The sequence below is a fragment of the Runella aurantiaca genome, assembly GCF_003339505.1.
In the GTDB taxonomy this organism is placed as follows: Bacteria; Bacteroidota; Bacteroidia; order Cytophagales; family Spirosomataceae; genus Runella; species Runella aurantiaca.
This window is the reverse complement of record NZ_QPIW01000003.1, coordinates 366,219-389,413: the sequence shown is the minus strand read 5'-3', so window position 1 is coordinate 389,413 and position 23,195 is coordinate 366,219. Positions and strand designations below refer to the sequence as shown.

General features: G+C 46.2%; 18 protein-coding genes. 12 read left to right on the top strand and 6 right to left on the bottom strand.

The window, feature by feature from the left end:
- Positions 1 to 105: 105 nt before the first annotated feature.
- From DVG78_RS06915 to DVG78_RS06895, 5 genes are all read right to left on the bottom strand, one after another.
- A complete protein-coding gene (locus DVG78_RS06915) occupies positions 106 to 1,731 on the bottom strand; it encodes an FAD-dependent oxidoreductase (RefSeq protein ID WP_229598155.1) in 1,626 nt (541 codons plus the stop codon).
- 135 nt (positions 1,732 to 1,866) lie between these two features.
- Entirely contained in the window at positions 1,867 to 3,330 is a 1,464-nt protein-coding gene (locus tag DVG78_RS06910; protein WP_114460348.1) for a RagB/SusD family nutrient uptake outer membrane protein, read from the bottom strand.
- Between the two features lie 19 nt (positions 3,331 to 3,349).
- Complete coding sequence (locus DVG78_RS06905; RefSeq protein ID WP_114460347.1) at positions 3,350 to 6,700, bottom strand: TonB-dependent receptor; 3,351 nt, start codon at positions 6,698 to 6,700, stop codon at positions 3,350 to 3,352.
- Between the two features lie 238 nt (positions 6,701 to 6,938).
- A complete protein-coding gene (locus DVG78_RS06900) occupies positions 6,939 to 8,030 on the bottom strand; it encodes a FecR family protein (RefSeq protein ID WP_114460345.1) in 1,092 nt (363 codons plus the stop codon).
- Between the two features lie 87 nt (positions 8,031 to 8,117).
- Positions 8,118 to 8,720 (bottom strand): RNA polymerase sigma factor, encoded by a 603-nt coding sequence (locus DVG78_RS06895; protein ID WP_114460344.1) that lies wholly within the window; start codon positions 8,718 to 8,720, stop codon positions 8,118 to 8,120.
- A gap of 361 nt (positions 8,721 to 9,081) precedes the next feature.
- Here DVG78_RS06895 and DVG78_RS06890 point away from each other — a divergent pair, with 361 nt between their 5' ends.
- The 12 genes from DVG78_RS06890 to DVG78_RS06835 all read left to right on the top strand — a co-directional run bounded on the left by DVG78_RS06890 (position 9,082) and on the right by DVG78_RS06835 (position 21,894).
- Positions 9,082 to 9,705 carry a TetR/AcrR family transcriptional regulator gene (locus DVG78_RS06890; RefSeq protein WP_114460342.1) on the top strand — a complete coding sequence of 208 codons (624 nt, stop codon included), beginning with the start codon at positions 9,082 to 9,084 and terminating at the stop codon, positions 9,703 to 9,705.
- 151 nt (positions 9,706 to 9,856) lie between these two features.
- Positions 9,857 to 11,062: a serine palmitoyltransferase gene (gene spt, locus DVG78_RS06885; RefSeq protein ID WP_114460340.1), complete on the top strand. Its 1,206-nt coding sequence runs from the start codon at positions 9,857 to 9,859 to the stop codon at positions 11,060 to 11,062.
- Positions 11,059 to 12,180 carry a GNAT family N-acetyltransferase gene (locus DVG78_RS06880; protein ID WP_114460339.1) on the top strand — a complete coding sequence of 374 codons (1,122 nt, stop codon included), beginning with the start codon at positions 11,059 to 11,061 and terminating at the stop codon, positions 12,178 to 12,180. Before spt ends, DVG78_RS06880 begins: the two co-directional genes overlap by 4 nt.
- The gene (locus DVG78_RS06875) at positions 12,177 to 13,172 is read left to right on the top strand and encodes an NAD-dependent epimerase/dehydratase family protein (RefSeq protein ID WP_114460337.1); all 996 of its coding nucleotides are present in this window, start codon (positions 12,177 to 12,179) and stop codon (positions 13,170 to 13,172) included. Before DVG78_RS06880 ends, DVG78_RS06875 begins: the two co-directional genes overlap by 4 nt.
- Before the next feature lie 112 nt (positions 13,173 to 13,284).
- Entirely contained in the window at positions 13,285 to 15,846 is a 2,562-nt protein-coding gene (locus DVG78_RS06870; protein WP_114460381.1) for a DUF5686 and carboxypeptidase-like regulatory domain-containing protein, read from the top strand.
- A gap of 45 nt (positions 15,847 to 15,891) precedes the next feature.
- The gene (locus tag DVG78_RS06865; protein ID WP_114460335.1) at positions 15,892 to 16,626 is read left to right on the top strand and encodes an NTP transferase domain-containing protein; all 735 of its coding nucleotides are present in this window, start codon (positions 15,892 to 15,894) and stop codon (positions 16,624 to 16,626) included.
- The gene (locus DVG78_RS06860; protein ID WP_114460333.1) at positions 16,626 to 17,495 is read left to right on the top strand and encodes a hypothetical protein; all 870 of its coding nucleotides are present in this window, start codon (positions 16,626 to 16,628) and stop codon (positions 17,493 to 17,495) included. Before DVG78_RS06865 ends, DVG78_RS06860 begins: the two co-directional genes overlap by 1 nt.
- The gene (locus DVG78_RS06855; RefSeq protein ID WP_114460331.1) at positions 17,495 to 18,442 is read left to right on the top strand and encodes a CDP-alcohol phosphatidyltransferase family protein; all 948 of its coding nucleotides are present in this window, start codon (positions 17,495 to 17,497) and stop codon (positions 18,440 to 18,442) included. The genes DVG78_RS06860 and DVG78_RS06855 overlap by 1 nt, the downstream gene beginning before the upstream one ends.
- 1 nt (position 18,443) lies before the next feature.
- Entirely contained in the window at positions 18,444 to 19,478 is a 1,035-nt protein-coding gene (locus tag DVG78_RS06850) for a lysylphosphatidylglycerol synthase transmembrane domain-containing protein (RefSeq protein WP_114460330.1), read from the top strand.
- Positions 19,479 to 19,526: 48 nt separating this feature from the next.
- Positions 19,527 to 20,237 carry an HAD family hydrolase gene (locus DVG78_RS06845; protein WP_114460328.1) on the top strand — a complete coding sequence of 237 codons (711 nt, stop codon included), beginning with the start codon at positions 19,527 to 19,529 and terminating at the stop codon, positions 20,235 to 20,237.
- A 137-nt stretch (positions 20,238 to 20,374) separates the two neighbouring features.
- Complete coding sequence (locus DVG78_RS06840) at positions 20,375 to 21,301, top strand: PfkB family carbohydrate kinase (RefSeq protein ID WP_199563211.1); 927 nt, start codon at positions 20,375 to 20,377, stop codon at positions 21,299 to 21,301.
- A gap of 26 nt (positions 21,302 to 21,327) precedes the next feature.
- Positions 21,328 to 21,894: a DUF4833 domain-containing protein gene (locus DVG78_RS06835; protein ID WP_114460325.1), complete on the top strand. Its 567-nt coding sequence runs from the start codon at positions 21,328 to 21,330 to the stop codon at positions 21,892 to 21,894.
- Between the two features lie 7 nt (positions 21,895 to 21,901).
- Here DVG78_RS06835 and DVG78_RS06830 read toward each other — a convergent pair whose 3' ends face one another.
- Complete coding sequence (locus DVG78_RS06830; RefSeq protein WP_114460323.1) at positions 21,902 to 22,804, bottom strand: LamG-like jellyroll fold domain-containing protein; 903 nt, start codon at positions 22,802 to 22,804, stop codon at positions 21,902 to 21,904.
- Positions 22,805 to 23,195: the final 391 nt, after the last annotated feature.

The window sequence follows — 23,195 nt, the reverse complement described above, 5'->3', positions numbered from 1 at the left end:
GAATCGAAAACAAGATGAGTAGCAATTCGAGGCTCCTGTACGAATTACCGGGGGTTCTGCCGTAAAGTGACTCGTCAAAACCCCCAGATATAAAAACCGATATTCTTACAACTCCAAGCGCTGTTTGTCTTTCAACAACACCTCGCGGAGTTTTTCGTAGGGAAGTTTTTGGGGTGACATTTTACCGTCAATCGCTAAAACCGCCGCCGTGGCTGCCGATTGTCCCAAAATCATAAAAACGGGCTCCATCCGAATCGAGCCAAACGCAATGTGTGAACTCGACACGCATACAGGCACCAAAAGATTATTACACTCGTTTTCTTTGGGCAAAATCGACCCGTAAGCGATAGAATAGGCACTTTTGGGATGTACGCCAATGTCACCTTCGTTTTGCACGAAGCCATCACTTTTGACGTACCGCTGCGCGTTATGGGCATCAAGCGCGTAAGAACCCATACCGATAGGGTTGGGCACTTTGGTTTGCGCCAAAGCGTCCGCTTCTTTCATCACAAATTCGCCAATCATGCGCCGCGCTTCGCGGATGTAGAGTTGGTGCGGCCAGTTGCCATTGTCGGTAAATTCATCTTTGGGCAATCCCCATTGCTTCATTTTGTCCTGCACATCGGCGGGAACGCGCGGGTCGTTTTGCAGAAAATACATCAGGCCTTTTTGATACAACTCATGGTCTTTGATGATTTCTTGGCGGCGCTCGTAGCTTGCTTCGGGATAATCGTAGTTTTTGCCGATATAATCCGTGCTAAACGGGCCATGGTTATTGGTATCGGTTTTACGGTTAGGAATAGGGTCAAACTTATCGTAGGTTTCGCGCCAGCCCGTTTTGAACACCCGCGCGTACAACTCATAACGGGCGGGGTCATAACCTTCTGGTTTTGGGAAAGGTATGCGGTTGTCGGGGTTATTGCTGAGGCACATTCTGAAGCAGTACGCCTGAATCTTATTGTCGCCCGTACCGTTTTCAGCGATGGGTTCAGCCGATACCTCTGGTAGTAATCCGCTTTTCGGGTCTCCTTCAATTTTGTAAGGACTGACGTTGGCTTTGAAATAGTGACCGTGTTGAAACACACCCGCCTGAACGCCGTTCCATTTTTCGCCGTACACGCTGTTGGCTTCGCGACCTACGTGGTATTTTACCCCCGCCAACGCCATTAAATCGCCTTCGTAGGTAGCGTCGATAAACATTTTTCCCTGATATACATTGCCACTCAGGGTCTTAATGGAAGTGATTCCGCCCGATTTTTTGGTGATTCCTTTGGCCGAACGGTCGAGCCATTCGTTACGATAAATGGTCAATTTGTACTCTTTGACAAAATCCTCAAAAACGCCTTCTGCCGCGTGAGGCTCAAAAATCCACATGGTCCGGTTGGTGCCGTCAAGAGCAGGCGTACCTTGCCCTTTGTTGCCGTATTCTTCTTTTTTCTGCCATTTCCACGAGGCTTCTTTCTGATAATGCGTATAGAGTCGCTGATAAAACTCGCGCGACAAGCCCCCAATCACTTCTTTGTTGCCCGTGTCGGTAAAGCCCAACCCACCCGACGACAAGCCGCCCAAGTGTTTGTCGGGAGAAACAACAATGACGGTTTTACCCATTTTTTTCACCTGTACCGCCGCAATGACTGCCGCGCAGGTTCCACCATAAATAATCACATCGGCCTGTCGCACCGCCATTGGGCTATTTTGTGCATTTTTCGGAGATTCCATCAAACCTCCCATTTTATGACTCGGCAATAAAATAACGGTGGCAATCAGCCACACCAGAGAGCGAATTTTGTTCATTGTAAAAAAGTGATTATTGGTTAAAAAAGGTGTTTTTAAGTATATTTTACTACCTAAAAACACCTTAAGATATTAGTATCCGGGATTTTGGTCAGCAGGTGATAAATCAGGATTATTATCCATTTCTTGCTTCGGAATCGGCCAAAACAAATGCGCATCTTTCACGTCTTTGCCGCGCGCCGTTTTGATGATTTCTTTGAGTTTGGCCACGCCCAATCGCTTGAGATCATACCAACGACTTGCTTCCATCATAAATTCGTAGGCTCGTTCGGTCATGACCAATTCTCTAAAAGACGCCGCCGATTGTCCTTCCAACGTAAAATCAACGGGAGATGCCGCCCCTGAAGGATACCCATACGCCCGACGGTGTACTTTATTGAGGCTTTCCAAGGCTTGGGCGGTGGGGCCGTTGTTGGCTTGGCTTACCGCCTCGGCATAAATAAGCAAGGCTTCGGCATAACGTAAAAGCGGAAAATCGTTGCCCGCAGGATTGGCGGGCGTATCCCTGAATTTACGAAAACAAATCGGCTCTGCCGTGGGGAAAGTCGTCAGTCTACCGCTGCGATTGGTATAAGACGAATACAGGTTGTAATCTTTGCGCAAGTCTTTGTCAGACCAGTTTTTGATCAAAGGCAAAGTGGGCAAGGTAAAATGCGCCCGCACACCCGTGGTATAGGGACCATCAGCAGGGTGTTGATAACTCGGATACCCCCAGCCCTGACCCGTGATACGGGCATATTTGATGTAAAAAACCTCTTCCGATGTCGTGGTTAAATCGGCACCGTAAAGCTTTTCAAAATCATCTGAGGTCTTGACTTCAACCAATGAATACAACCCTGACTTAATGACCTCGTCGGCTTTGTCGCGGGCCAAGGTCCAGTTTTCACGGGTCAGATACACACTGGCCAACAGCAACTTAGCCGCATACAGAGTGGGGCGTCCTGCCTGCCCAGAGGTAACGGTCTTGGGCAAATTTGTTTCGGCATACTGCAAATCGTCGGTGATTAGTTTATAGACCTCATCTACCGAAGCGCGTTTTCCACGCACCTGCGACACCTCACCGATGGGCGTGGTGCGGAGTGGCACTCCGCCGTAGTTGCGCACCAAATTATAATAGTTTAACGCCCTCAAAAAACGAGCTTCTGCTTCGATGGCGTTTTTCTCGGCGTCGGTGATGTTTACGCCTTTAACGGCCTGAATCACAATGTTGGAGGAATTGATGCTTTGAAACAAGTCGCGCCAAATGACATCTGTGCGGCCGATATTGGTACCGTCCAACCCCTGAAATTCGCTGACAGGAATCTGGGTACCACGCGAAATACAAAAATCTGACATTCCGTTCAATTGCGCCGGATAGTTGGTGCCGTACGAGTTTGCCCCCCGTACCTGCGCATACACGGCATTCAGGGCCGCAATGAGGTCCTCCTTGGATTTATAAAAATTCTCTTGCGACAAGCGGTCAGTTGGGACTTCTTCCAGTAAACCTTCGCAGGATGTAAACAAAAGGGTAAGAAAGAGAATAGCTATCTTTTTCATAATAAGTTCATTTTGGAAATTAAAAACCGAGACGTGCGCCAAATGTGATGGTTTTGGCTACGGGATACCCAAACTGGTCAACGCCAGGACTGATGGAATTGCCACCGCCGAGGGTACTTACTTCGGGGTCGTACCACGAATATTTGGTCAAGGTCAATAAATTCTGACCGCTCACGTACACCTGTGCTTTCCGCATCCATTTAAGCCCCCATCGGGCCGTGGGCAAATTATACGCTAATTGGACATTTTTAACCCGCACAAAAGAACCATTTTCTACGTATCTGTCTGATTCTCTAAACTTTGTATTGACGCTTATTTTGGGGTATTTAGCGTTGGGGTTAGGGCTTTGTGGTGTCCAACGATTGGCATACAAATCCTTGATTTGGTTTTCGCCAAAGTTGAAACTGTTGGCAAAACTGGCCACGTTGAAGTTAAACAGGTCTACCCCCTGCACACCCTGCACAAACAGGTTCAACTCAAAGTTTTTGAACGAAGCCGACGAGCTGAATCCAAAAATGGCACTGGGGTTAGGGTTTCCGATGATGGTTTTATCATTGGTGTTGATAATACCATCGTTGTTCAAATCTTTGAAAACAATCTCTCCTTTTTCATTCAGTCCATTTTCCTGATACCCAAAGAAAACCCCCACGGGCTGACCCACGCGCACCAAGCTGACAGGCACTCCAAGCGGATTTTGCAGGCTGCTGCCAAACACATCGCTTCCTCCCACCAACTGATTCACTTTGTTGCGGTTAAAAGAAACATTGGTTGAAATATCCCACTTAAATTCTCCCGAAAACAGGTTGGCATCTAGCCCTAGTTCTACCCCTGAATTTTGGATTTCACCAATATTTTGGGTCGTACTGGTGTAGCCTGCGGAAGTCGGCAACGAGACAATAGCCAACAAGTCTTTGGTATTTTTTTGGTAATAATCCGCTGTCAGACGAATGCGGTCTTGCCAAAAGCCAATGTCGAGTCCGATGTCGGTCTGGGTGGTAGTTTCCCACTTCAGGTCAGGATTGGATAAACTCCCGCTTGGGGCATAGCCAATCGAAAGGTCGTTGCCAAAAATCGTTTGATACGATGCCAAACTGTTCAGGGTTTGGTATGGACTCAGCGCCGTGTTGCCCGTTTGTCCCCACGAAACCCGCAGTTTAAGATCCGACAAAAACGATTTGTCTTTCAGAAAATCTTCTTCAATCACCCGCCATGCAAAAGCGGCCGACGGGAAATATCCCCATTTATTGCTCTTTCCAAACCGCGACGACCCGTCGGCCCGGTAGCTGGCGGTGAACAAATAGCGGTTTTTCAAGGAATAATTGACCCGCCCGAGGTAAGAAAGCAACGTCCATTCCGACGCTCCGCTGCCCGGAATACCCGGCGTAGCGGCTCCCTGCAACGCATCGGTGGTGAGTACATCGGAAGCAAAACCGCTCCCGCCCGCACTCAACGAATTGTTTTTTTGATTTTGGTACGTCACCCCACCCGTCAGCGACAGATTGTGTTTTTCATTGAACGAACGGACGTAGTTCAGGATATTTTCGTTCAAGAGGTTGGTTTGCCGAGACGTAGAAACCGAAGCTGAGCCCGTTGGGGAAGTAGACAATTTACGGGTCGAATATTGATCCTGACGGCTGTTAAAGGTTTCAATACCTCCCGAAATTCTTAACGAAAGTCCCTTGATAAATTCATAATTGACGGCGGTGTTGGCCAATACATAATCCCGCACATCTTTGTCGGTCCGCTCATTGACGAGCGCAAACGGATTGAGCAATACGTTGGAACTGAACGAATACGGAACCACATTGCTATAGTCGCCGGATGGTGTAAACGGTGCCACCGTGGGAGGAGCTACCAAAATGGCAGAAAGCGCCCCGTTGCCCCGGTTGCTGTTTTCGCCATCGATACGCCCTTGGTTGAGCCGGCTCAAAATGGTACTAAAATCAAAGGTCAGTTTATCACTTACGCGGTGGTTGATATTGCCCCGAATGGTTCCTTTTTTATAACTTGAGTTGGGAACAATCCCCTCCTGTGAGAGTAAATTTCCCGAAAATGAGTACTGCATCCGCTCAGTACCGCCCGAGAAAGTCAGTCCGTGGTTTTGGATGGGGGCGTTTCGGAGCAATTCCTTCTGCCAATTGGTTCCTTCGCCAAACCCATTGATTTCATCTTGCGTAAAATAAGGCTTAGCTCCATCATTGGTGGCGCGCTCGTTGGCGATTTCGGCCATTTCGCGGGCGTTCATCATTTCAATCAGCTTTGTGGGTGATTGAATCCCATAAAAGCTTTCTACATCCACCTGACTTTTACCCGCTTTGCCTTTTTTGGTGGTCACAATCACGACCCCATTGGCGCCGCGCGAACCATAAATGGCGGTGGCGGAGGCATCTTTCAACACTTCCATGGATTCAATATCGGAGGGGTTGAGCGCGGCAAGGCTTCCCGAAAGTGCAAAACCGTCAACTACGTACAAGGGTTCATTGCTGGCTCTCAGCGAGTTGCCTCCCCGAATCCGCACCGAAATATTAGAGCCAGGCGCGCCAGAGTTCTGAATTACCTGCACCCCTGCCACGCGTCCTTGCATTCCCTGCACGGGCGTCGTAATCGGAAACGACGTAATATCTTTTGCTTTTACCGAAGCCACGGAGCCGGTCAAATCACTCTTTTTGACCTGTCCATAGCCCACCACCACCACTTCGCTGAGGGCTTTAATGTCGGTTTTGAGCGAAACATCAAGTGCGGTGCGGTTACCTACCACGATTTCTTGCGGCTCATAGCCCACAAAACTAAACACCAACACCGCTGCCGATTCGCCGTCGGGCAGTGCGATGGAATATTCACCGTCACCATTGGTTGAAGTGCCGCGCTGCGTTCCTTTGAGCAAAATACTCACCCCCGGCAGTCCATCCCCTTTTTCGGCGTCAATCACTCTCCCTTTGAGAAGCTTATCGGCGGGTTTTTCTTTCAGCAAAGGCTCACTACGCTCGTTTTCGGGTTCGGTTCTGGGCGGCATCCGGTTGAGCAGGATTTTATTTCCTACCACCTCATATTCAATATTCAACGGCCGGAGCAAGCCTTCCAGTATGGTGGAAAGCCGCTCATTCTTAGCCACTAAAGTTACTTTTCGTTTAGAAGAAATAAGCTGGGGGCTGTACATAAAATGCACATCCGCTACTTTTTCGATGCGTTCGAGGGCGCGTCCAATTTCTTGGTTAGCTACCTGAACACTGATTTTTCGTTCGAGTAATTCCTGACCTCTGCTATCTATGGCGTACCCCAGAGAAGTGCCGAGGATAATCAGGAAAAGTTGATAACAAGTGATTCGCATGATTTTGAGCAGCAACTTGTTGAATTGTCGATGTTTTGACATAATTTTGGACTTTGTTGGTTTACTGAATTGACAAAAACATCCCCGCACTCGTCAATAAACGGGTGTCACGAAGCCTGAGAAACTTTGGGGAAATTACGGGTCGGTGATGCGGACACATCGCCGACTTTTTTTTGTTGGTTAATCGGTGATACTTTTCTAAATCATAGCGTCTCCAAGGGGTTTAAAAGGTTCTTTACTTATCGAAGTATGTGGAGTTTAGCGGTTATTATTTGTTTTTTTACTTACATCCCTTCCCTGTCACCACAATCTGCGCATCTATCAGTTCATAATTGGCTTCCAGTACTTTACAGATAAGGTGCATTTTTTCCAACAACGGTTCATCACCGAGCGTGGCGGTGAGTTCGCAAGCGCCCATGAGTTCTTCGTCGTACACAATTTTTACGCCGTAGGCTTTTTCCAACACCGCAAATACATCCGAAACGGGCGCCTGACGAAACTCAAAACTCTGCTGCTGAATGTCGGACAGGGCCAATAATTGCGGTTTTTCAACCAACGAGCGCACCAATCGGCTATCTGCCCGTCGAAAAGTCACTTGTTGGTTGGGGGTCAGCACCAAGCCAGTCAGTTCTCGATTTTTTTGTTTGGCATCTGCCGCTGGGTCTTCCCGCGTAAAGACAGACACTTTTCCCGTTTTGACAATGACCCGAACTTCCCGGTCTTTTTCGTAGGCTTGCACCGTAAATGAAGTACCCAGCACCTTGGTTACTAACCCATTGGCAAACACAAAAAACGGTTTTTCAGGATTTTTGGAGACTTCAAAAAAGGCTTCGCCAGACAATACAACCTCCCGCTTATCGGTCTGAAAAATGGTAGGATAACTAATGCGCGTTTGCGGTTGTAACACCACAGAACTGCCGTCGGAAAGCGTCACTGATTGGGCGCGGGAGGTTGTATTGGTAAATTCGATGAGCTTAACATCATGCTTAATCTGCTGAACAACTTCGTGGTAAGGGGTTACTTCTTTGCTAAAATTCCGCTGAAAAATCAGCCATCCAGCGAGTGGAATCAACACCACTGCCGCCGCCACGCGCACCCAGGTTTGGCGCCAAAGCGGGACCACCGCCACGCGTTCTTCGGCGCGTTGCACGAGCTGTTGGATGGCCTCATCCACTTCCACTTCCGAAATCTCTTCTTGCGCATGATACAATGCCCAGACAACCCGCTTTGCTTGTTGCACAGCGGCGTCCTTTTCGGGATGTTCCGCCAGCCATCGCTCCCAAAAAAGAGATTCTGCATTTTCCAAAACCCACGCCCGAAACGATTCGTCTAAGGCCAACGCCTCGGCGTCGTAGGCGGTATAATCAATCATAGAAATAATTGTACTTTGATACCCTGTCTATAGAGAGATAGACACATTGCCCGCGGCAATACTCACTTACAAAAACATTTTTTTTGATTATTTTACATTAGCCCAGAAGAAAAGCATCATTTTGGCCAACGAAAACCAATTGGTTTTTAAAGAAGTAAGGGCCCGATGCAGCAGATTAGCCACCGATTGGCGGTTCATGGTCAAAATTTCGGCGATTTGGTTATTGGACAGACCTTCGTAGAATTTCAAAAAGATAATCTCTTGCTGCCGTTTGGGGAGCTTGGCCAAAACGGCCTTTATTTTTCCTTCATTTTCGTGAAAAAGCTCGCTCTCAATCAGCGTTGATTCGGCCGAAGTATGGTCTGAGAAAGGCAAATCTTCGTCTAAATCTTCCGATTCGAGCATCCACCGTTCCTGACGAAGTTTACGAAATAGGTTGTTACGCAACGATTTGATGAGGTAAATCCGAACAAAAGGCGTCTCGGTCAGGTGCTCTCGTCGCTCCCAGAGTTCCAGAAACAAATCCTGAATGCAATCCCTGACAATCTCCCGGTCTTTGGTGAATTTGGCGGCGTAATTAAACAAGGCCCGGTAATGACGCCGCGAAAGCTGCCCCAACGCACCGCTGTCACCCGCTTTGAAGCGCTGCCAGAGAAGTTCTTCTTCGTTATGTAAGAAGGTGATTTTCAAAAGGGGTATTTGTGAGTTTTACCAAAGTTGACATCAAATTAACAAACAAACCCTCACAAATCATACTATTTTTTATAAGCATAATACCAATGCAAAAGCATTGTACTCCTCGGGTATTTTTATAAAACAGCAAAGGGTATCAACAAATAACTAGCCACTTATTCAGGGAATTAAAAAAAGTCAAATAATATTATTCCACTATTTCAATGGGAGGCAAGCCTCTTTTTTTTAGTACAAAACACAGTTTTTTTTAAACTAAACAAGCATTTTAAACATTTGTTTAAAATATGCATTTAAATGTTTGGCGGTTAAAAAAATAGTTTTCAACTTTGGCGCAAGTTTTGAAAATTAGGAGGCCAAAGTGACGTGTATTACTCAATCAAGTGAAGAAAAAATTAAAGAAGCAGCGAAGACTGTTTTTTTAAAAAAGGGATATGCAGGCACCACCGCGAGGGATATAGCGGAGGCAGCCAGCATGAACATTGCGCTTACGAACTATTATTTCAGAAGTAAAGAGAAACTTTTTTTTGAAATTTTTAGAGACCTGTTCAGTTATTACTGTAAAAACACCCTGAAAATCTTTGAGAAACCAATCAGTATTCGTGAAAAGCTGATTGAGCTTATTGAAGAAGATTTTCAAATGATGAAGAAGGAGCCGAGTTTAGTGTTGTTTTTGATGACCGAAATCCATCGGGACCCCGAACGGCTCTTGCCGGAGTTATCAAGGTTTAAGGAATTATTACATGTTACACTATCAAACCAAATTGAAGAAGAGATTATAAACGGCCGAATGCGCAATATAAGTGTGGAGCATTTGATGCCTTTGATTATGGGAAGCTTGCAGTTTGTTTTTGTGGGTAAGAATATGAATATGAAAATGTATAATGCATCAGAAGATGAATTTAATACATTCGCCGAAAATCATAAGAACCTAATTATCAGCATGATTACCGAATATCTTTTTATTTCTGAGACTGTTAGTTAGTTTTAAAAGCCATTGAAACATTTTCGCCCAATTATTGTTCATTAGATTATCCTTCTTTACCCTACCCGCCATTAAAATTACTGAGAACCTATGATGAAATTGACCTTTGGTCAATTTGATAAATTTATATATTCTGACACACATTGACAGTATGAGTAAGAAGTTACAAAACAAAGTTGCAGAATTTAAGGATGCTGCTGCTATAAAAGAAAAAGGATTATATCCTTATTTCAGACCTATCGAATCAGGGCAGGATACGGAAGTGATAATTGATGGAAAACCCGTTTTGATGTTTGGTTCCAATTCTTATTTGGGACTTACAAACCATCCTTACATTATTGAGGCGTCGCAAAAAGCGGCCCAAAAATACGGTACCGGATGCGCAGGCTCGCGCTTCCTGAATGGTACATTAGACATTCATATTGAGCTAGAACGCCGGCTGGCGGCTTATACTGGAAAAGAATCAGCTATTCTTTTCAGTACTGGCTATCAGGCCAATTTAGGCGCAATATCCTCACTTACAGGGCGTAATGACTACATTTTGTTGGATGAAATGAACCACGCTTCCATCATTGACGGAAGCCGTTTGTCTTTTTCAAAAGTCATTAAGTACGCCCACAACGACATGACTGACCTTCGCAAGAAGTTGAGTCTGTTGCCCGATGAAGCCGTTAAGCTCATCGTAACCGACGGCATATTCAGCATGGAAGGTGATATTGTCAATCTTCCCGACTTGAATAAAGTTGCCGCCGATTTTGACGCCGCCATCATGGTCGACGACGCCCACAGCCTGGGCGTAATCGGTGAAAAAGGAGCTGGTGCATCGTCGCATTTTGGACTGACAGATAGTACCGATTTAATCATGGGTACGTTCAGCAAATCGCTTGCTTCGTTGGGTGGATTTATCGCCAGCGACGCCGCCACCGTCGACTACCTCAAGCACCGCGCGCGTTCGCTTATATTCAGCGCCAGCATGACGCCCGCTACCGTGGCCAGCACGTTGGCGGCATTGGACATTATCGAATCGGAGCCATTCCACATTGAGCGACTTTGGGCCAACACACGCTACGCCAAAGAGTTACTCCTCATAAGTGGCTTTGATTTGGGCCATACCGAAAGCCCGATTTTGCCAGTTTATATAAGAAATAACGACCTCACATTTATGATGACCAAGCTTCTTCAGGAAGACGGCGTCTTTGTAAATCCCGTCGTTTCGCCCGCTGTTCGCCCCGAAGACACCCTCATCCGGTTCTCTTTGATGGCAACGCACACGTTTAGCCAAATTGAAGAAGCTGTCGACAAAATGGCCAGAATTTACCGCAAACTTCGTCCTGAGGCGATAAAAGTAAAACTATGATTCGCGTAGCTTCCGTAGACTCTAAGAAAGAGCTTGGTCAGTTCATTGACTTCCCGCACGATTTGTATCGCGATGATAAAAACTATGTCCCTGAGCTGTTTATCGCTCAGCGGGATATGCTGACGCCGGGCAAGCATCCTTTCCACGAACACTCTACGGTGAAGCCTTTTCTTGCGTATAGTAATCTACGTGTAGTGGGGCGTATTGCGGCCATCTTCAACCGAAATCACAATGCATTTACGGGAAGGAAAGACGGTTTTTTTGGTTTTTTTGACTGTATTGACGACCAAGAGGTTGCTGACGCACTCATCAAGCAGGTATCTGAATGGTTGAAATCGCAGGGAGCAGAGCAACTCAACGGCCCAGTCAATTTTTCTACCAATGACCCTAGTGGGCTTTTGGTAGAGGGTTTTGACCGCCCCCCGATGGCCATGATGCCCTACAATGCGCCTTATTACGAAAAACTGTTGCTGAAAACAGGACTACGTAAAAAGACCGATTTGTTAGCCTACGAACTGGAAGTAAGCAACTCCAACGACCGCTCCATAAAGCTGTTGGATACCTTACAGCAAAGGTTAAAGCGCGCAGGAATTACCATCCGAAAAGTAGACCTCAAAGATTTTAAAAATGAGGTAGTTAAGATTCGGGATGTGTACAACTCGGCGTGGGACAAAAACTTGGGATTTGTGCCGATGACCGATAATGAGTTTGATTATTTGGCCAAAGACTTGAAGTTGATTTTGGACCCAAACTATTGCATAGTGGCCGAAAAAGATGGCAAGTTTGTGGGGTTTGCGTTGGGGATACCCGATATAAATCAAGTACTTATCAAGATTAAGCGCGGACGGCTATTGCCAACGGGTATTTTCAAACTGCTTTTTCAGAAGAAAAATATCACCCGTATCCGTGTTCTGACGCTGGGGGTCCTTGAAGGGTACCGTAAAATGGGCATTGAAGCTTGTTTGTACGGGACCATCATCAAGAATACCTACGGAACCAAAATTACAGGGGGAGAATGTTCGTGGATGTTGGAAGATAATTACCTCATGAACCACGCCATCGAACAGATTAACGGCACGCTTTACAAAAGATACAGATTGTACGAGAAAGAATTATGAGCAGCAGGGTATTGATTACGGGAGCAAGCGGTTTTATCGGTTATCATCTGATAGAAGCCGCCCAAAAAGAGGGCTTGGAAGTTCACGCCGCCGTCCGTCGTTCCAGTAATGTCAATCACCTAAAAAAATTCAATCCTGTATTTGTATATCCAGCGTTAAGCGATAAAGAGGCGCTGAAAAAAATGTTGAAAGAGGGGGATTACAGCTACATTATTCACGCGGCGGGAGCCACACGAGCCAAAAATACCCAAGCCTACAATCTAATCAATGCCGATTATACGCGTTTGCTGGCCGAAGCAGCACTGGAAGCTGATATTCCGCTGAAACGGTTTTTGTTTATGAGCAGTTTGGCGGCACTGGGTCCTTTGTCGTATGCCGAAGAGCAGCCCATCACGGAGAACACTTTACCATTGCCCATTACGAGTTATGGCAAAAGTAAACTGTTGGCAGAGAATATGTTGGAAGAATTAACAGCCTTACCTTTGACCACCATACGGCCCACTGCCGTGTATGGACCGCGAGAGAAAGATTTGTTCATTCTTTTCAAAACCCTCAATCAAGGCTTCGACGCTTACATCGGCAAAGAACCCCAGCGATTGAGCTTTGTCTACGTCAAAGATTTGGCAGAGGTGACGGTTGCGGCCTTGCTCAAAGGCCAAAATGAACGTCAGGTCTACAACATCTCCGATGGATTTGCCTACGACCGATACGCCTTGGCCGACGCCTTTAAGGAAACAAGCGGCAAAAAACCCCGTCGGATTCATTTGCCCGTGGGCGTGTTGAAACTAGCCGCCAATATCATGGAATTGGGCGCCACGTTTTCGTCGGTGGCCCCCGTGGTAAACCGTGAAAAAGTAAAAGAGTTGACCGCACCAAATTGGTTTTGCAGTATCGAAGCCGCCAAACGGGATTTACAATACCAGCCTCATTATAACTTAAACAAAGGAATTGCCGAAACTTGGCAGTGGTACAAAGCCAATGACTGGATTTAAAGCAACCCACAAAAAGTGCCTTTACCGAAGTTTTTTTTCTAAAGAAGAAACTTGATTAGACCCATTCAAATGTACAGTCGTGATGAACAAAGGGCCAAAAGCCCACATTAAAATGAAAAAGTTAGCCACAGATATAACCAACCTCCTGTCGATTTTATGTCTAACGTTAGGCGTTGCGTTTACCCAAACGACCACCGTCAAAGGCGTTATTACCGACACTAAATCGGGCGAAACCCTGCCGTATGTAAATGTACAGGTAGTAGGAACCAACATCGGTAGCACTTCTGATGCCGAAGGCCGCTATAGCCTTACCGTACCAGCCAACAAATCAGTCATTAGGTTTACCTACATCGGGTACCTGAGCATCGACAAAAACGTCACGCCCGGGATTGCGCAGACCATTAATATAAAAATGGCCGTCGATGCCTTGCAATTGAAGGAAGTGACCGTCAGGGGAAAAACGAGCCGCTATCGAAACAAAGATAATCCAGCGGTGCAGCTCATTCGGGAGGTGATTGAGCACAAAGAACAAAACCAGATGGCGGCCAATGACTACGTGGAATACGAACAATACGAGAAAATTGCCTTGTCGTTGAGCAACCTTTCCGACAGTTTTAAGGAGCGTCGCATTTTCCGGAACTACCAGTTTTTGTTTGTCAACCAAGATTCGACGGGCATGGGCGGCAAAAATCTGTTGCCCGCTTACATGCAGGAGAAACTCTCTAAAGTCTATTTTCGCAAAAATCCCTATACCAAAAAGCAATGGGTAGAAGCCGACCGTAAGGCCGAATTTGACTCTAAATTTATTGACAATGATGGTTTGAACGCCTACTTCCGACGTTTGTACGAGGATGTAGACATTTACAAGAACGACATTTCTATCGCCACCAACCTGCTGCTAAGCCCCATTGCCAACACGGCCCCGACGTTCTACAAATTTTTTATTCGCGATACCGTCAAAACCCAAACGCCTTGGCTGATTGAGTTGGGATTTGTGCCGCGCAATAAAACCGATATGCTCTTTGAAGGGAAACTATTTGTGACCCTCGACGGTAACTACAGCGTTCAGAATGCTTACCTGACGGTCAATAAGGAAATCAATCTCAACTTCATGCGCGATTTGGAAGCAAAGTTGGAGTTTGAAAAAGGTACGGACGGCCGCTACCATCCTGCTAAAACTACGCTAGGAATGGAGTTTGCACTGGGCGATAAATCGGGCGGCCTTTATGGACAACGCGTCGTAAATTTCAAGAACTTTACCATCAATCAAGTCCGTCCCGACAGCGTTTATAAAGGCCCAGCGCAAGAAAATGTGGCCGCACTTTTGGCCGTAAATAAAGGAGAAACCTACTGGAACAATGTGAGACACTTACCGTTGGAGCGGCTGGAGCGCAATATTTACCGAAACGTAGACACGCTCCAAACCATCCCGTCTTTCCGCCGAACAATGGATGTTGCAACCTTGCTTCTGGCGGGTTATAAATCCTTCGGCCTTGTAGAAGTGGGTCCCGTCAATACGTTTTATAGCTTCAATCCCGTGGAAGGATTCCGTCTGCGTTTTGGCGGCCGAACCACCACCGACCTCAGCAATCGTTACTTTTTTGAAACCTACGCAGCCTACGGATTCAAGGATGAAAAATGGAAGTATTTTTTAAGCGGCACGTATTCGCTCAACAATAAATCGGTGTACCAGTTTCCGTTTCATTACATACGAGCCAGTTTTCAGCGCGATACCAAAATTCCAGGACAGGACTTGCAGTTTGTGCAGGAAGACAACTTTTTATTGTCCTTCAAACGCGGCGATAATAACCGCTGGCTGTACAATGAAATTTTTAAATTGGAGTACATCCGCGAGTTAGCCAACCATTTCTCTTACCGGGTGGGCTTTACGCAGTGGAATCAAAGCCCCGCCGGCATCCTGCGTTATGAAACCGTTGATAATGAAGGCAACGTACAAAGTGTACCTCAGTTGAAAAATACCGAGCTGAGTCTGGAACTGCGGTACGCGCCAAACGAGCAGTTTTACCAAGGAAAACTGTACCGCACACCGCTCATCAACCGCTCCCCTATTTTCACACTTCGCTACAACGTGGGCGTGAAAGGCTTTTTGTCGGGCCAAAACAACTACCACAACATTACGGCCAATATTGCAAAACGTTTTTACTTCTCGCAGTACGGCTACGCCGACGTCACGACGGAAGGCGGCTACATTGCGGGCAAAAACATTCCGTTTCCGTTGCTGATGATTCACCGCGCCAACCAAACCTACGCCTACCAATTGAACTCATACAATCTCATGAATTTTCTTGAGTTCGTGAGTGACCATTACGCCAGCGTAGACGTGCAATATTATTTCAACGGATTCATTTTCAACAAAATACCATTGCTCAAAAAACTAAAACTCCGCGAGGTGGTCAGCTTGAAAGCACTCGTAGGCGGCCTGCGCGACGAAAACAATCCGAACAAACAAACCTCTGTTTTTCGTTTTCCAGTTGACGAGCAGGATAAATCCATCAGTTACTCTTTGGGACGCACGCCGTACGTGGAAGGCAGCGTCGGGATAGCCAATATTTTCAAATTATTGCGTCTGGATTTGGTAAAACGTTTCAATTACCTCAATCATCCGGGTGTATCCGAGTGGGGCATTCGGGCGCGGTTTAGGGTTGATTTCTAATACTTTAAACCACCTAATTATCAATTATTTAAAGAAGCACAAAGAATGAATTACGCAATCATCGCAGCAGGAGAAGGTTCACGATTGGCGCAGGAAGGGTTTCCGCTTCCTAAGCCGATGGTCGCGCTGCACGGCGAAATGTTGATTGACCGTTTGATTGGTATTTTCAGTAATAATCGGGCCGAAAGCATTCAAATTATCATTAACGAAGCCTCGGAGGCACTGGAAAAACACTTGTCGGAAACAACTTATGAGGTGCCGGTTCGGGTCATCAAAAAATCCACGCCGAGTTCATTGCACAGCTTTTATGAATTGCTAAAGGCCAATCCCGCCATTGATGAGTTGTGTCTGACCACCACCGACACGGTATTTACGGAAGATGAATTTGAGTCATATATTCGGGCATTTGAACAAAACCGCGAGCTGGACGGATTAATGGCCGTCACCACCTTTGTGGATGACGAAAGTCCTTTGTTTGTGGCAACCGATGAACAACATTTGGTCACGGCTTTTACCGACACCAACACTTTGAGCACGCCATTTGTATCGGGTGGCATTTATTGTTTGCGCAACAAAGCCCTCGATTGCGTTACGCAGGCGATTGAAAGCGGCACCAGCAGAATGCGCAATTTCCAACGCCAATTGATTGACAATAAGTTAATTATCAAAGCTTTTCCCTTTTCAAAAATCGTGGACATTGACCACGTGAGGGACATTACCACTGCCGAGCTTTTTTTGAGCCACGCGCAGCAGACACCAAATCATGAAGTTGTTTTATAATGAATACATTTGAATTACTAGGAGTACACCGAAACAAGAAGTTTTCACCCAATCATATCGGAAATGATGACGCCATTTTTTCATTAACCGCCCAAGCACTCCAACGAATGGGATGCACGGTAAGCATCTGTTGCGAAGACGAGTTTCTGCAAAAAGAGACGATTGAGCAACGCTTTATTTTTACCATGGCGCGGCAGAAAGAAGTAGTGAAAAAATTGCAAGATTTGGAATTGGCGGGAAAAGTCGTTGTCAATTCTGGTTTTGGAATCGAAAAATGTTTTAGAACAAATATGACCAAAGGACTGGTCGAAAACGACATTCCATATCCCAAAAGTTTTATTGTGCCCACTTCTTATGCTGGAAATGATGTTTTTGAGCAACTGCCCGGCAAAGGATTTTGGATTAAACGCGGTGATTTTCACGCCATTCATAAAGAAGACGTGACCTTTGCGGCAAGCGCCGACGAAGCCCGTGAGATATTGCGTGAATACGCACTCCGGGATATTCCCGACGCCGTCATTTCTGAGCATTTGATGGGCGATTTGGTGAAGTTTTATGCCGTACGCAACACCGATTTTTTCTATTGGTTTTATCCGTACGCCAACAACCACCACAAATACGCCGATTATGAAAACATCAACGGCAAGTCGCTGTACTATCCTTTTGATGAGGATGCGCTCCGCAAAGCCGCCAATGCATCAGCCGAAGCACTCGATGTACACGTGTATGGTGGAGATGCCATCGTGGGAAAAGACGGACGGTTTCACATCATTGACCTCAACGACTGGCCGAGCTTTGCTCCGTGCCGTCAAGATGCCGCTGAGTCGATTGCCCAAGCCATTTTTCAACAATTTACCATAGCTGCCTGATGGAAAATTTGACCCAAAAAATACCCACCGACAAAAAGGAAACGCCCAAAAGCAGTGCTTTTGAAAATTCACTGAAATCAAGCGATACCGAAGAGCAGATTGATATTTGGTTTTATCGGCCCATTGGCTATCAAATTGCCCTTTTTTGCGCCAAAGTAGGCATTACGCCCAATCCCGTTACCATTGTCAGCATCTTTTTTGGCGTAGCGGCGGGAATTCTTTTCTATTACCAAGAACTGTGGATAAACGTCATCGGCATGTTGTTGTTGGTTTTTGCCAACTCTCTCGACAGTGCCGATGGGCAGCTGGCCCGCATGACCAATAACAAGAGCCGACTAGGACGCATCTTAGACGGAGCGGCGGGGGATTTTTGGTTTATTGCCATTCACGTTGCCATTTGTTTGCGCAGCCTAAACGAAGGTTGGAGCGCGTTTATTTGGGTACCGGGCGTGGTAGCGGGCGCTTCGCACGTGGTGCAATCAGCGATGGCCGATTACTACCGCAACGTGCATTTGTTCTTTATCAAAGGCACTTCTGGCAGCGAACTGGACAACAGCCGCGAGTTGCAGAAAGAATACGACACGCTGACGTGGGGTAAAAACTTCGGCATGAAACTGGTTGCAAGATTTTACTTAAACTATACCAAAATGCAGGAAAGCTTCTCGCCCAATCTGCAAAAACTTTTGGGTGTAGTACGCGAAAAATATAGCTCAGGGTTGCCCGAATGGCTTATTACCGAGTTTAGAGCACAAAATAAGCCACTGATGAAATATACCAATATTATTCAGTTCAACACGCGGGTTTTGTTTCTGTTTTTGTGGTTGTTTATCGACCAAGCGTGGATTTATTTTCTATTCGATATTTTTATTCTGAACCCCATTCTCATTTACATGTGCGTGAGTCAGGAGAAAGTGAGCCGTCATTTTTACCAAAAAATCGTGTCTTAACGTGAAGAGTACGACGATATACAAAGCCCTATTTTTGGTGCTGGGTGTCATTTTCCTGGGCTATATGATTTATGGCATGGGGCTTGACGTCATCGAAGCCAACATCCAAAAAATGGGTTTTTGGTTTATTCCCGTCATTGGCAGCTGGTTGGTGATTTATGTTCTGAATGCTTTTGCGTTTAAGGCCATCATAGAAGAGCCACAACTGCCCGCAAGCAACCTTTCTTTTTGGTCGGTACTTCGATTGACGATCACGGGTTACGTTATCAATTACATTACGCCGTTTGTGGCGCTGGGCGGCGAGCCGTACCGCATCATGTTGCTCAAACCCGCGCTCGGAATCCGCAAGGCCACGTCGTCGGTGTTATTGTACAGCCTGATGCACATGTTTTCGCACGTGTTGTTTTGGTTGGCGTCGATTGTGCTCATCGTGGCTTTTGTTCCATTGAGTACGCTGATGCTCGCGGGTTGCGGCCTCATGTTGGTGGTGGGTTTGGTGTTGGGCTTTTGGTTTATTCGCGTCTACCAACGCGGCTTTACGGTCAGTACGTTTCGATTGTTGGAAAAAATGTACTTCGTCAATAAAATGGTAAAGGGCTTTATGGCCGAAAAAATTGACGCATTGCATGAAATCGACGAGCAAATCCGCATTCTCTACGCGGAGCGAAAGCCACGTTTTTACGCTTCGCTGGGGCTGGAATTTGCGGCCCGGGTGGTCGGTTGCGCCGAGATTTACTTTACGGCTCAAGCCATCGGATTGGATATGTCGATAACAGAATCGCTGATTGTTAGCTCAGGCTCTTCGTTGTTTGCCAACCTGATTTTTTTCTTCCCGATGCAGCTCGGCACCCGGGAAGGGGGGTTGGCGCTGGCATTGCAGAGCATCGGAATGCCAGCCGCAACGGGCCTGTTTATCGGTATCGTGGTGCGTATCAGAGAGTTGGTGTGGATAGGCATTGGGTTGCTTTTGCTCCAACGTACAAACGTTCAACCAGTGGGCAAAGAAACTGCGCTGGAAACCATTTCAAATAAATGATGATTTTTTTGGTTAATCTGTCACCCAATTATTTAAAGTAAATCGTTTATGATAAAAGGAGTTTTGCTTGACTACGGTGGCACCATCGACACCAACGGATTGCATTGGGGCGGTGTATTGTGGAACAGTTACCAAAAATATGGGGTACAAATTGACCAAGAAACATTTTCAAAAGCGTACTCATTTGGGGAGAGAGCCTTGGCGATTCATCCGATTGTGAAACCTGAGCATACTTTTTTAGATACCTTACGGCTCAAGGTGGAGCAACAGTTTCAGTTTTTAAAAGACAACGGTTTTCAGGTCAATTCTGAAAGCATTGAGCTGATTGCAACGGACTGTCATCTTTTTGCCAAAACAACCGTGGGGCAGGCCGCCCCCGTTTTGGCGCAACTTTCAAAGCAGTATCCGCTGGTGATGGTTTCTAATTTTTACGGAAATATCAACAGCGTTTTAAATGATTTTGGGATTGCTGCGTATTTCAACGCCGTGGTAGAATCGGCCGTGGTGGGCGTAAGAAAGCCCAATCCAGCCATTTATCAACTCGGAGTGGATGCGTTACAATTGCCCGCCGAAGCCTGCGTCGTCATTGGCGACTCGTACAGCAAAGACATTGTTCCAGCGCACGAAATCGGCTGCAAAACAATCTGGCTAAATGTACAAGGTTGGGAAGAAACCGCCACCAAAACTGACTCCGTCGCCGATGTGGAAATCCATGATTTTGCGCGAGTACCTGAGGAGGTTACGAAATTAAGAAGTTAAGCACCAATGAAGTTAAACAATTAAAAGTTAGGCAGTTAAATGATTTTATTGTAAATTCATCATTCTGATTGCTTACTTTTTAAGATTTAGCTTCGACGCATTTTTACAAAAATACTGACACCAAATCATTGAAGAGTATGTACGATATATGCACCATCGGGCACATCACGCTCGATAAAGTCGTGACACCCCACTCGGTCAAATATATGCCGGGAGGCACTTCTTTTTATTTTTCCAAAGCCATCCAAAAGGCACAATTAGACTATGCTTTGGTCACGGCTTTGGCAACGAGTGAGTTGGGAGTGGTTGCCGACCTGCGCAAATCAGGCATTGAAGTATATGCTTTACCCAGCGAGTACTCGGTGTATTTTGAGAACATTTACCCCGAAAATCAAAACCACCGCGAACAAAACGTATTGCAAAAAGCCTCCCCGTTTGATGTTCCGGTCATGCCCGACATTACCGCTAAAATCTACCATTTAGGGCCTTTACTTTCAGACGACATCTCCCTGGAACTGTTGAAACTACTCGCCACCAAAGGCATGGTTTCATTGGATATTCAGGGATATTTGCGGTACGTTAAAGACAAAAAGGTGCTTTATAAAGACTGGGCCGACAAAAAAGAGGCGCTGCCGCACGTAAGCATTTTGAAAGCCAATGAGTTTGAAATGGAGGTATTGACGGGCAAAAGTAAGGTGCAGGAAGGTGCCAAATACTTGGCCGATATGGGCGTTAAAGAAGTAATCATTACCCTTGGCAGCCACGGCTCGGTGATTTATACCGATAATCGCTTTCATAAAATCCCCGCCTTTACGCCCACAAAAGTAGTGGACGCCACGGGTTGCGGCGATACGTACATGGCGGGCTATTTATCAAAAAAAATAGCCGGCGCCGACGTGGAAGAAGCCGGTGAGTTTGGTGCAGCCATGGCCACCATCAACATCGAAGCTTCTGGCCCTTTCTCGGGCGATTTCAACAAAGTTGAAAAAGTACTGAATTACGGAACTCATGAAGGGTACGAAAAGGTTTTTTCATGGGCAGAAGCATGGTCTTCGGTCGTTTAAAGTTGTTTTTGCAGTAAACTATAGTCATGAAACTTTCAATTATTCTGTGGTTGCTTGTTGCCCCGCTACTTTTATCGTTTTCGACACCCAACAGTAGCACCGATAAAGCACCCCTCCCCGACCCGGAGAGCTTTCCCGTACCCAACGGAATCAAAGGGCTTCTGTTTTATATCCAACGCGACCCTAATACCAACACGATTTGTTACGAAATCAATGTGGATAAAAACGGCAAATTAGAAACAGAGGACCCCGTTCATGCGTTTTGGATTCGGTATCCAGAGGGAGGAATTCGTAAAGACCTGAACTACATTCAACGAAAATTTGCCTACGGAATCAACGTAAAGTCGACGGGAAACGACCGCTACGAACTGCGCTCGGTGGCCTATTCTAAGCTACCGCTTTTGTTGAAGAAAGACGCCCAAAATCAATATCAGGTATATACCGCAATCAATAAAAAAGAGTGCGTATTGAGCCGGGTATTCATCCGCATCGACGGCGGCTCGTTTTGGTCGCCCAATGTTCTTTATATTGAGTTAAAAGGAACTGAAATCGCAACGGGCAAAACCGTAACTCAACGCATTAAGCCTGTCTAAGAGTGGCTTAATGCCCCCCCCCTTCCAAAAACGCTACCGATAACTTTTTCAGTTTGGCATCGCTCAATGTGCGGTCAAAAACGGCTAATCCGCCGATTTGTCCCTTAAAAAAATTACCCATTCCCGCTTTAAGTAGCACAGCCCCCACGGTAAAATCAGAACCGTTGTTGCCCATGCCGTCGGGAAAATAATACGGATTTTTGGATTGGGTCAAACCCTCGGGGTAGCCCTCAAAGCCTTTGGTATGGTCGATGAGTTCGGTCGGACGCGCTTTGAAAATACCGTTAAAATACGAGCGAATGTATTGCCCATCGTACGTAAAAGCAATGCAACACCACTCATTGGCGGGCACAGTCTGTTCACTCGCCGAATAATCAATAGAATAAGGAAACGGCGGCGTAGGTTTGCCAGTGAGTGAAATATGACCACATACCTGATTTCGACCGTTGTAATACGGCAACGACACAAACAGCCCGTACTGCCGTTTGCCACCGTCTTGGTGTTCGTTCCAAATCCCTCCCACAAATCCCGTTTGTTCTCCTGTCCACTTGACCCAGGCCACCACGGTCACGCCCTGATTTTTACCGTGAATATTGAGCTTACCGATTTCAGCATTGGGCAGCGAAAGAAAAGCCTTGTTACCAAAAAGCGCCGAATAGCCCGACAGTGGCCCTTCGTTGATGCGGGGCAGTGTGCCGTTTTGTTCTTGTAACGGAAAATCCGCCGTGCCCCGGGATTTTCTGGACTGTCCCTCTTGTTCTTTAAAATCCCACAATGCCACTAAGCCTTTGGTTCTGAGGAGTTTACTGAGAGAACGCTTTGGGGCTTGTCCATACACGGCACAGTCTACCCACATCGTCAGAAAAAAAAACAGTAAGCATGGATGAATAATTGGAATGGATTTTTTCATAACAACGTCGGGAATTGCCTGAATCAGTTTTAGAAAACAATTGGTACAATGTTAAAGATTTTTTCCTCATTTACACTCCAATCAGGAAGCCTTTCATGATTGAAAATTATTCTTTATGCTTCCTCCATATCTGCCTCAAGCGTGAACGCTTTTAAAAAATTATTGTTTTATAATTTATACCCATTGCGTTACTATCCACACCACCACAACTTTCTTAACATCCCGAATGACTCGGTTACACTTTCTAAAAAGTCCATTGGTTTTATCCTATTTAACAGACAATCAGAAAGAATATAGTCCGGTCATTTAAGAATTTAAACACTATGAGAACATTGCCCGTATATAGCTTCGCTCCTGCAATCAAACACTGGAGAGCGAGGGGTGGAAGTCA

Bases quoted from the DNA above. Each gene is read 5' to 3' on its own strand.
- DVG78_RS06915 (WP_229598155.1), bottom strand. From the start codon at position 1,731: ATGGGAGGTTTGATGGAATCTCCGAAAAATGCACAAAATAGCCCAATG.
- DVG78_RS06910 (WP_114460348.1), bottom strand. From the start codon at position 3,330: ATGAAAAAGATAGCTATTCTCTTTCTTACCCTTTTGTTTACATCCTGC.
- DVG78_RS06905 (WP_114460347.1), bottom strand. From the start codon at position 6,700: ATGTCAAAACATCGACAATTCAACAAGTTGCTGCTCAAAATCATGCGA.
- DVG78_RS06900 (WP_114460345.1), bottom strand. From the start codon at position 8,030: ATGATTGATTATACCGCCTACGACGCCGAGGCGTTGGCCTTAGACGAA.
- spt (WP_114460340.1), top strand. From the start codon at position 9,857: ATGAGTAAGAAGTTACAAAACAAAGTTGCAGAATTTAAGGATGCTGCT.
- DVG78_RS06880 (WP_114460339.1), top strand. From the start codon at position 11,059: ATGATTCGCGTAGCTTCCGTAGACTCTAAGAAAGAGCTTGGTCAGTTC.
- DVG78_RS06875 (WP_114460337.1), top strand. From the start codon at position 12,177: ATGAGCAGCAGGGTATTGATTACGGGAGCAAGCGGTTTTATCGGTTAT.
- DVG78_RS06870 (WP_114460381.1), top strand. From the start codon at position 13,285: ATGAAAAAGTTAGCCACAGATATAACCAACCTCCTGTCGATTTTATGT.
- DVG78_RS06865 (WP_114460335.1), top strand. From the start codon at position 15,892: ATGAATTACGCAATCATCGCAGCAGGAGAAGGTTCACGATTGGCGCAG.
- DVG78_RS06860 (WP_114460333.1), top strand. From the start codon at position 16,626: ATGAATACATTTGAATTACTAGGAGTACACCGAAACAAGAAGTTTTCA.
- DVG78_RS06855 (WP_114460331.1), top strand. From the start codon at position 17,495: ATGGAAAATTTGACCCAAAAAATACCCACCGACAAAAAGGAAACGCCC.
- DVG78_RS06845 (WP_114460328.1), top strand. From the start codon at position 19,527: ATGATAAAAGGAGTTTTGCTTGACTACGGTGGCACCATCGACACCAAC.
- DVG78_RS06840 (WP_199563211.1), top strand. From the start codon at position 20,375: ATGTACGATATATGCACCATCGGGCACATCACGCTCGATAAAGTCGTG.
- DVG78_RS06835 (WP_114460325.1), top strand. From the start codon at position 21,328: ATGAAACTTTCAATTATTCTGTGGTTGCTTGTTGCCCCGCTACTTTTA.
- DVG78_RS06830 (WP_114460323.1), bottom strand. From the start codon at position 22,804: ATGAAAAAATCCATTCCAATTATTCATCCATGCTTACTGTTTTTTTTT.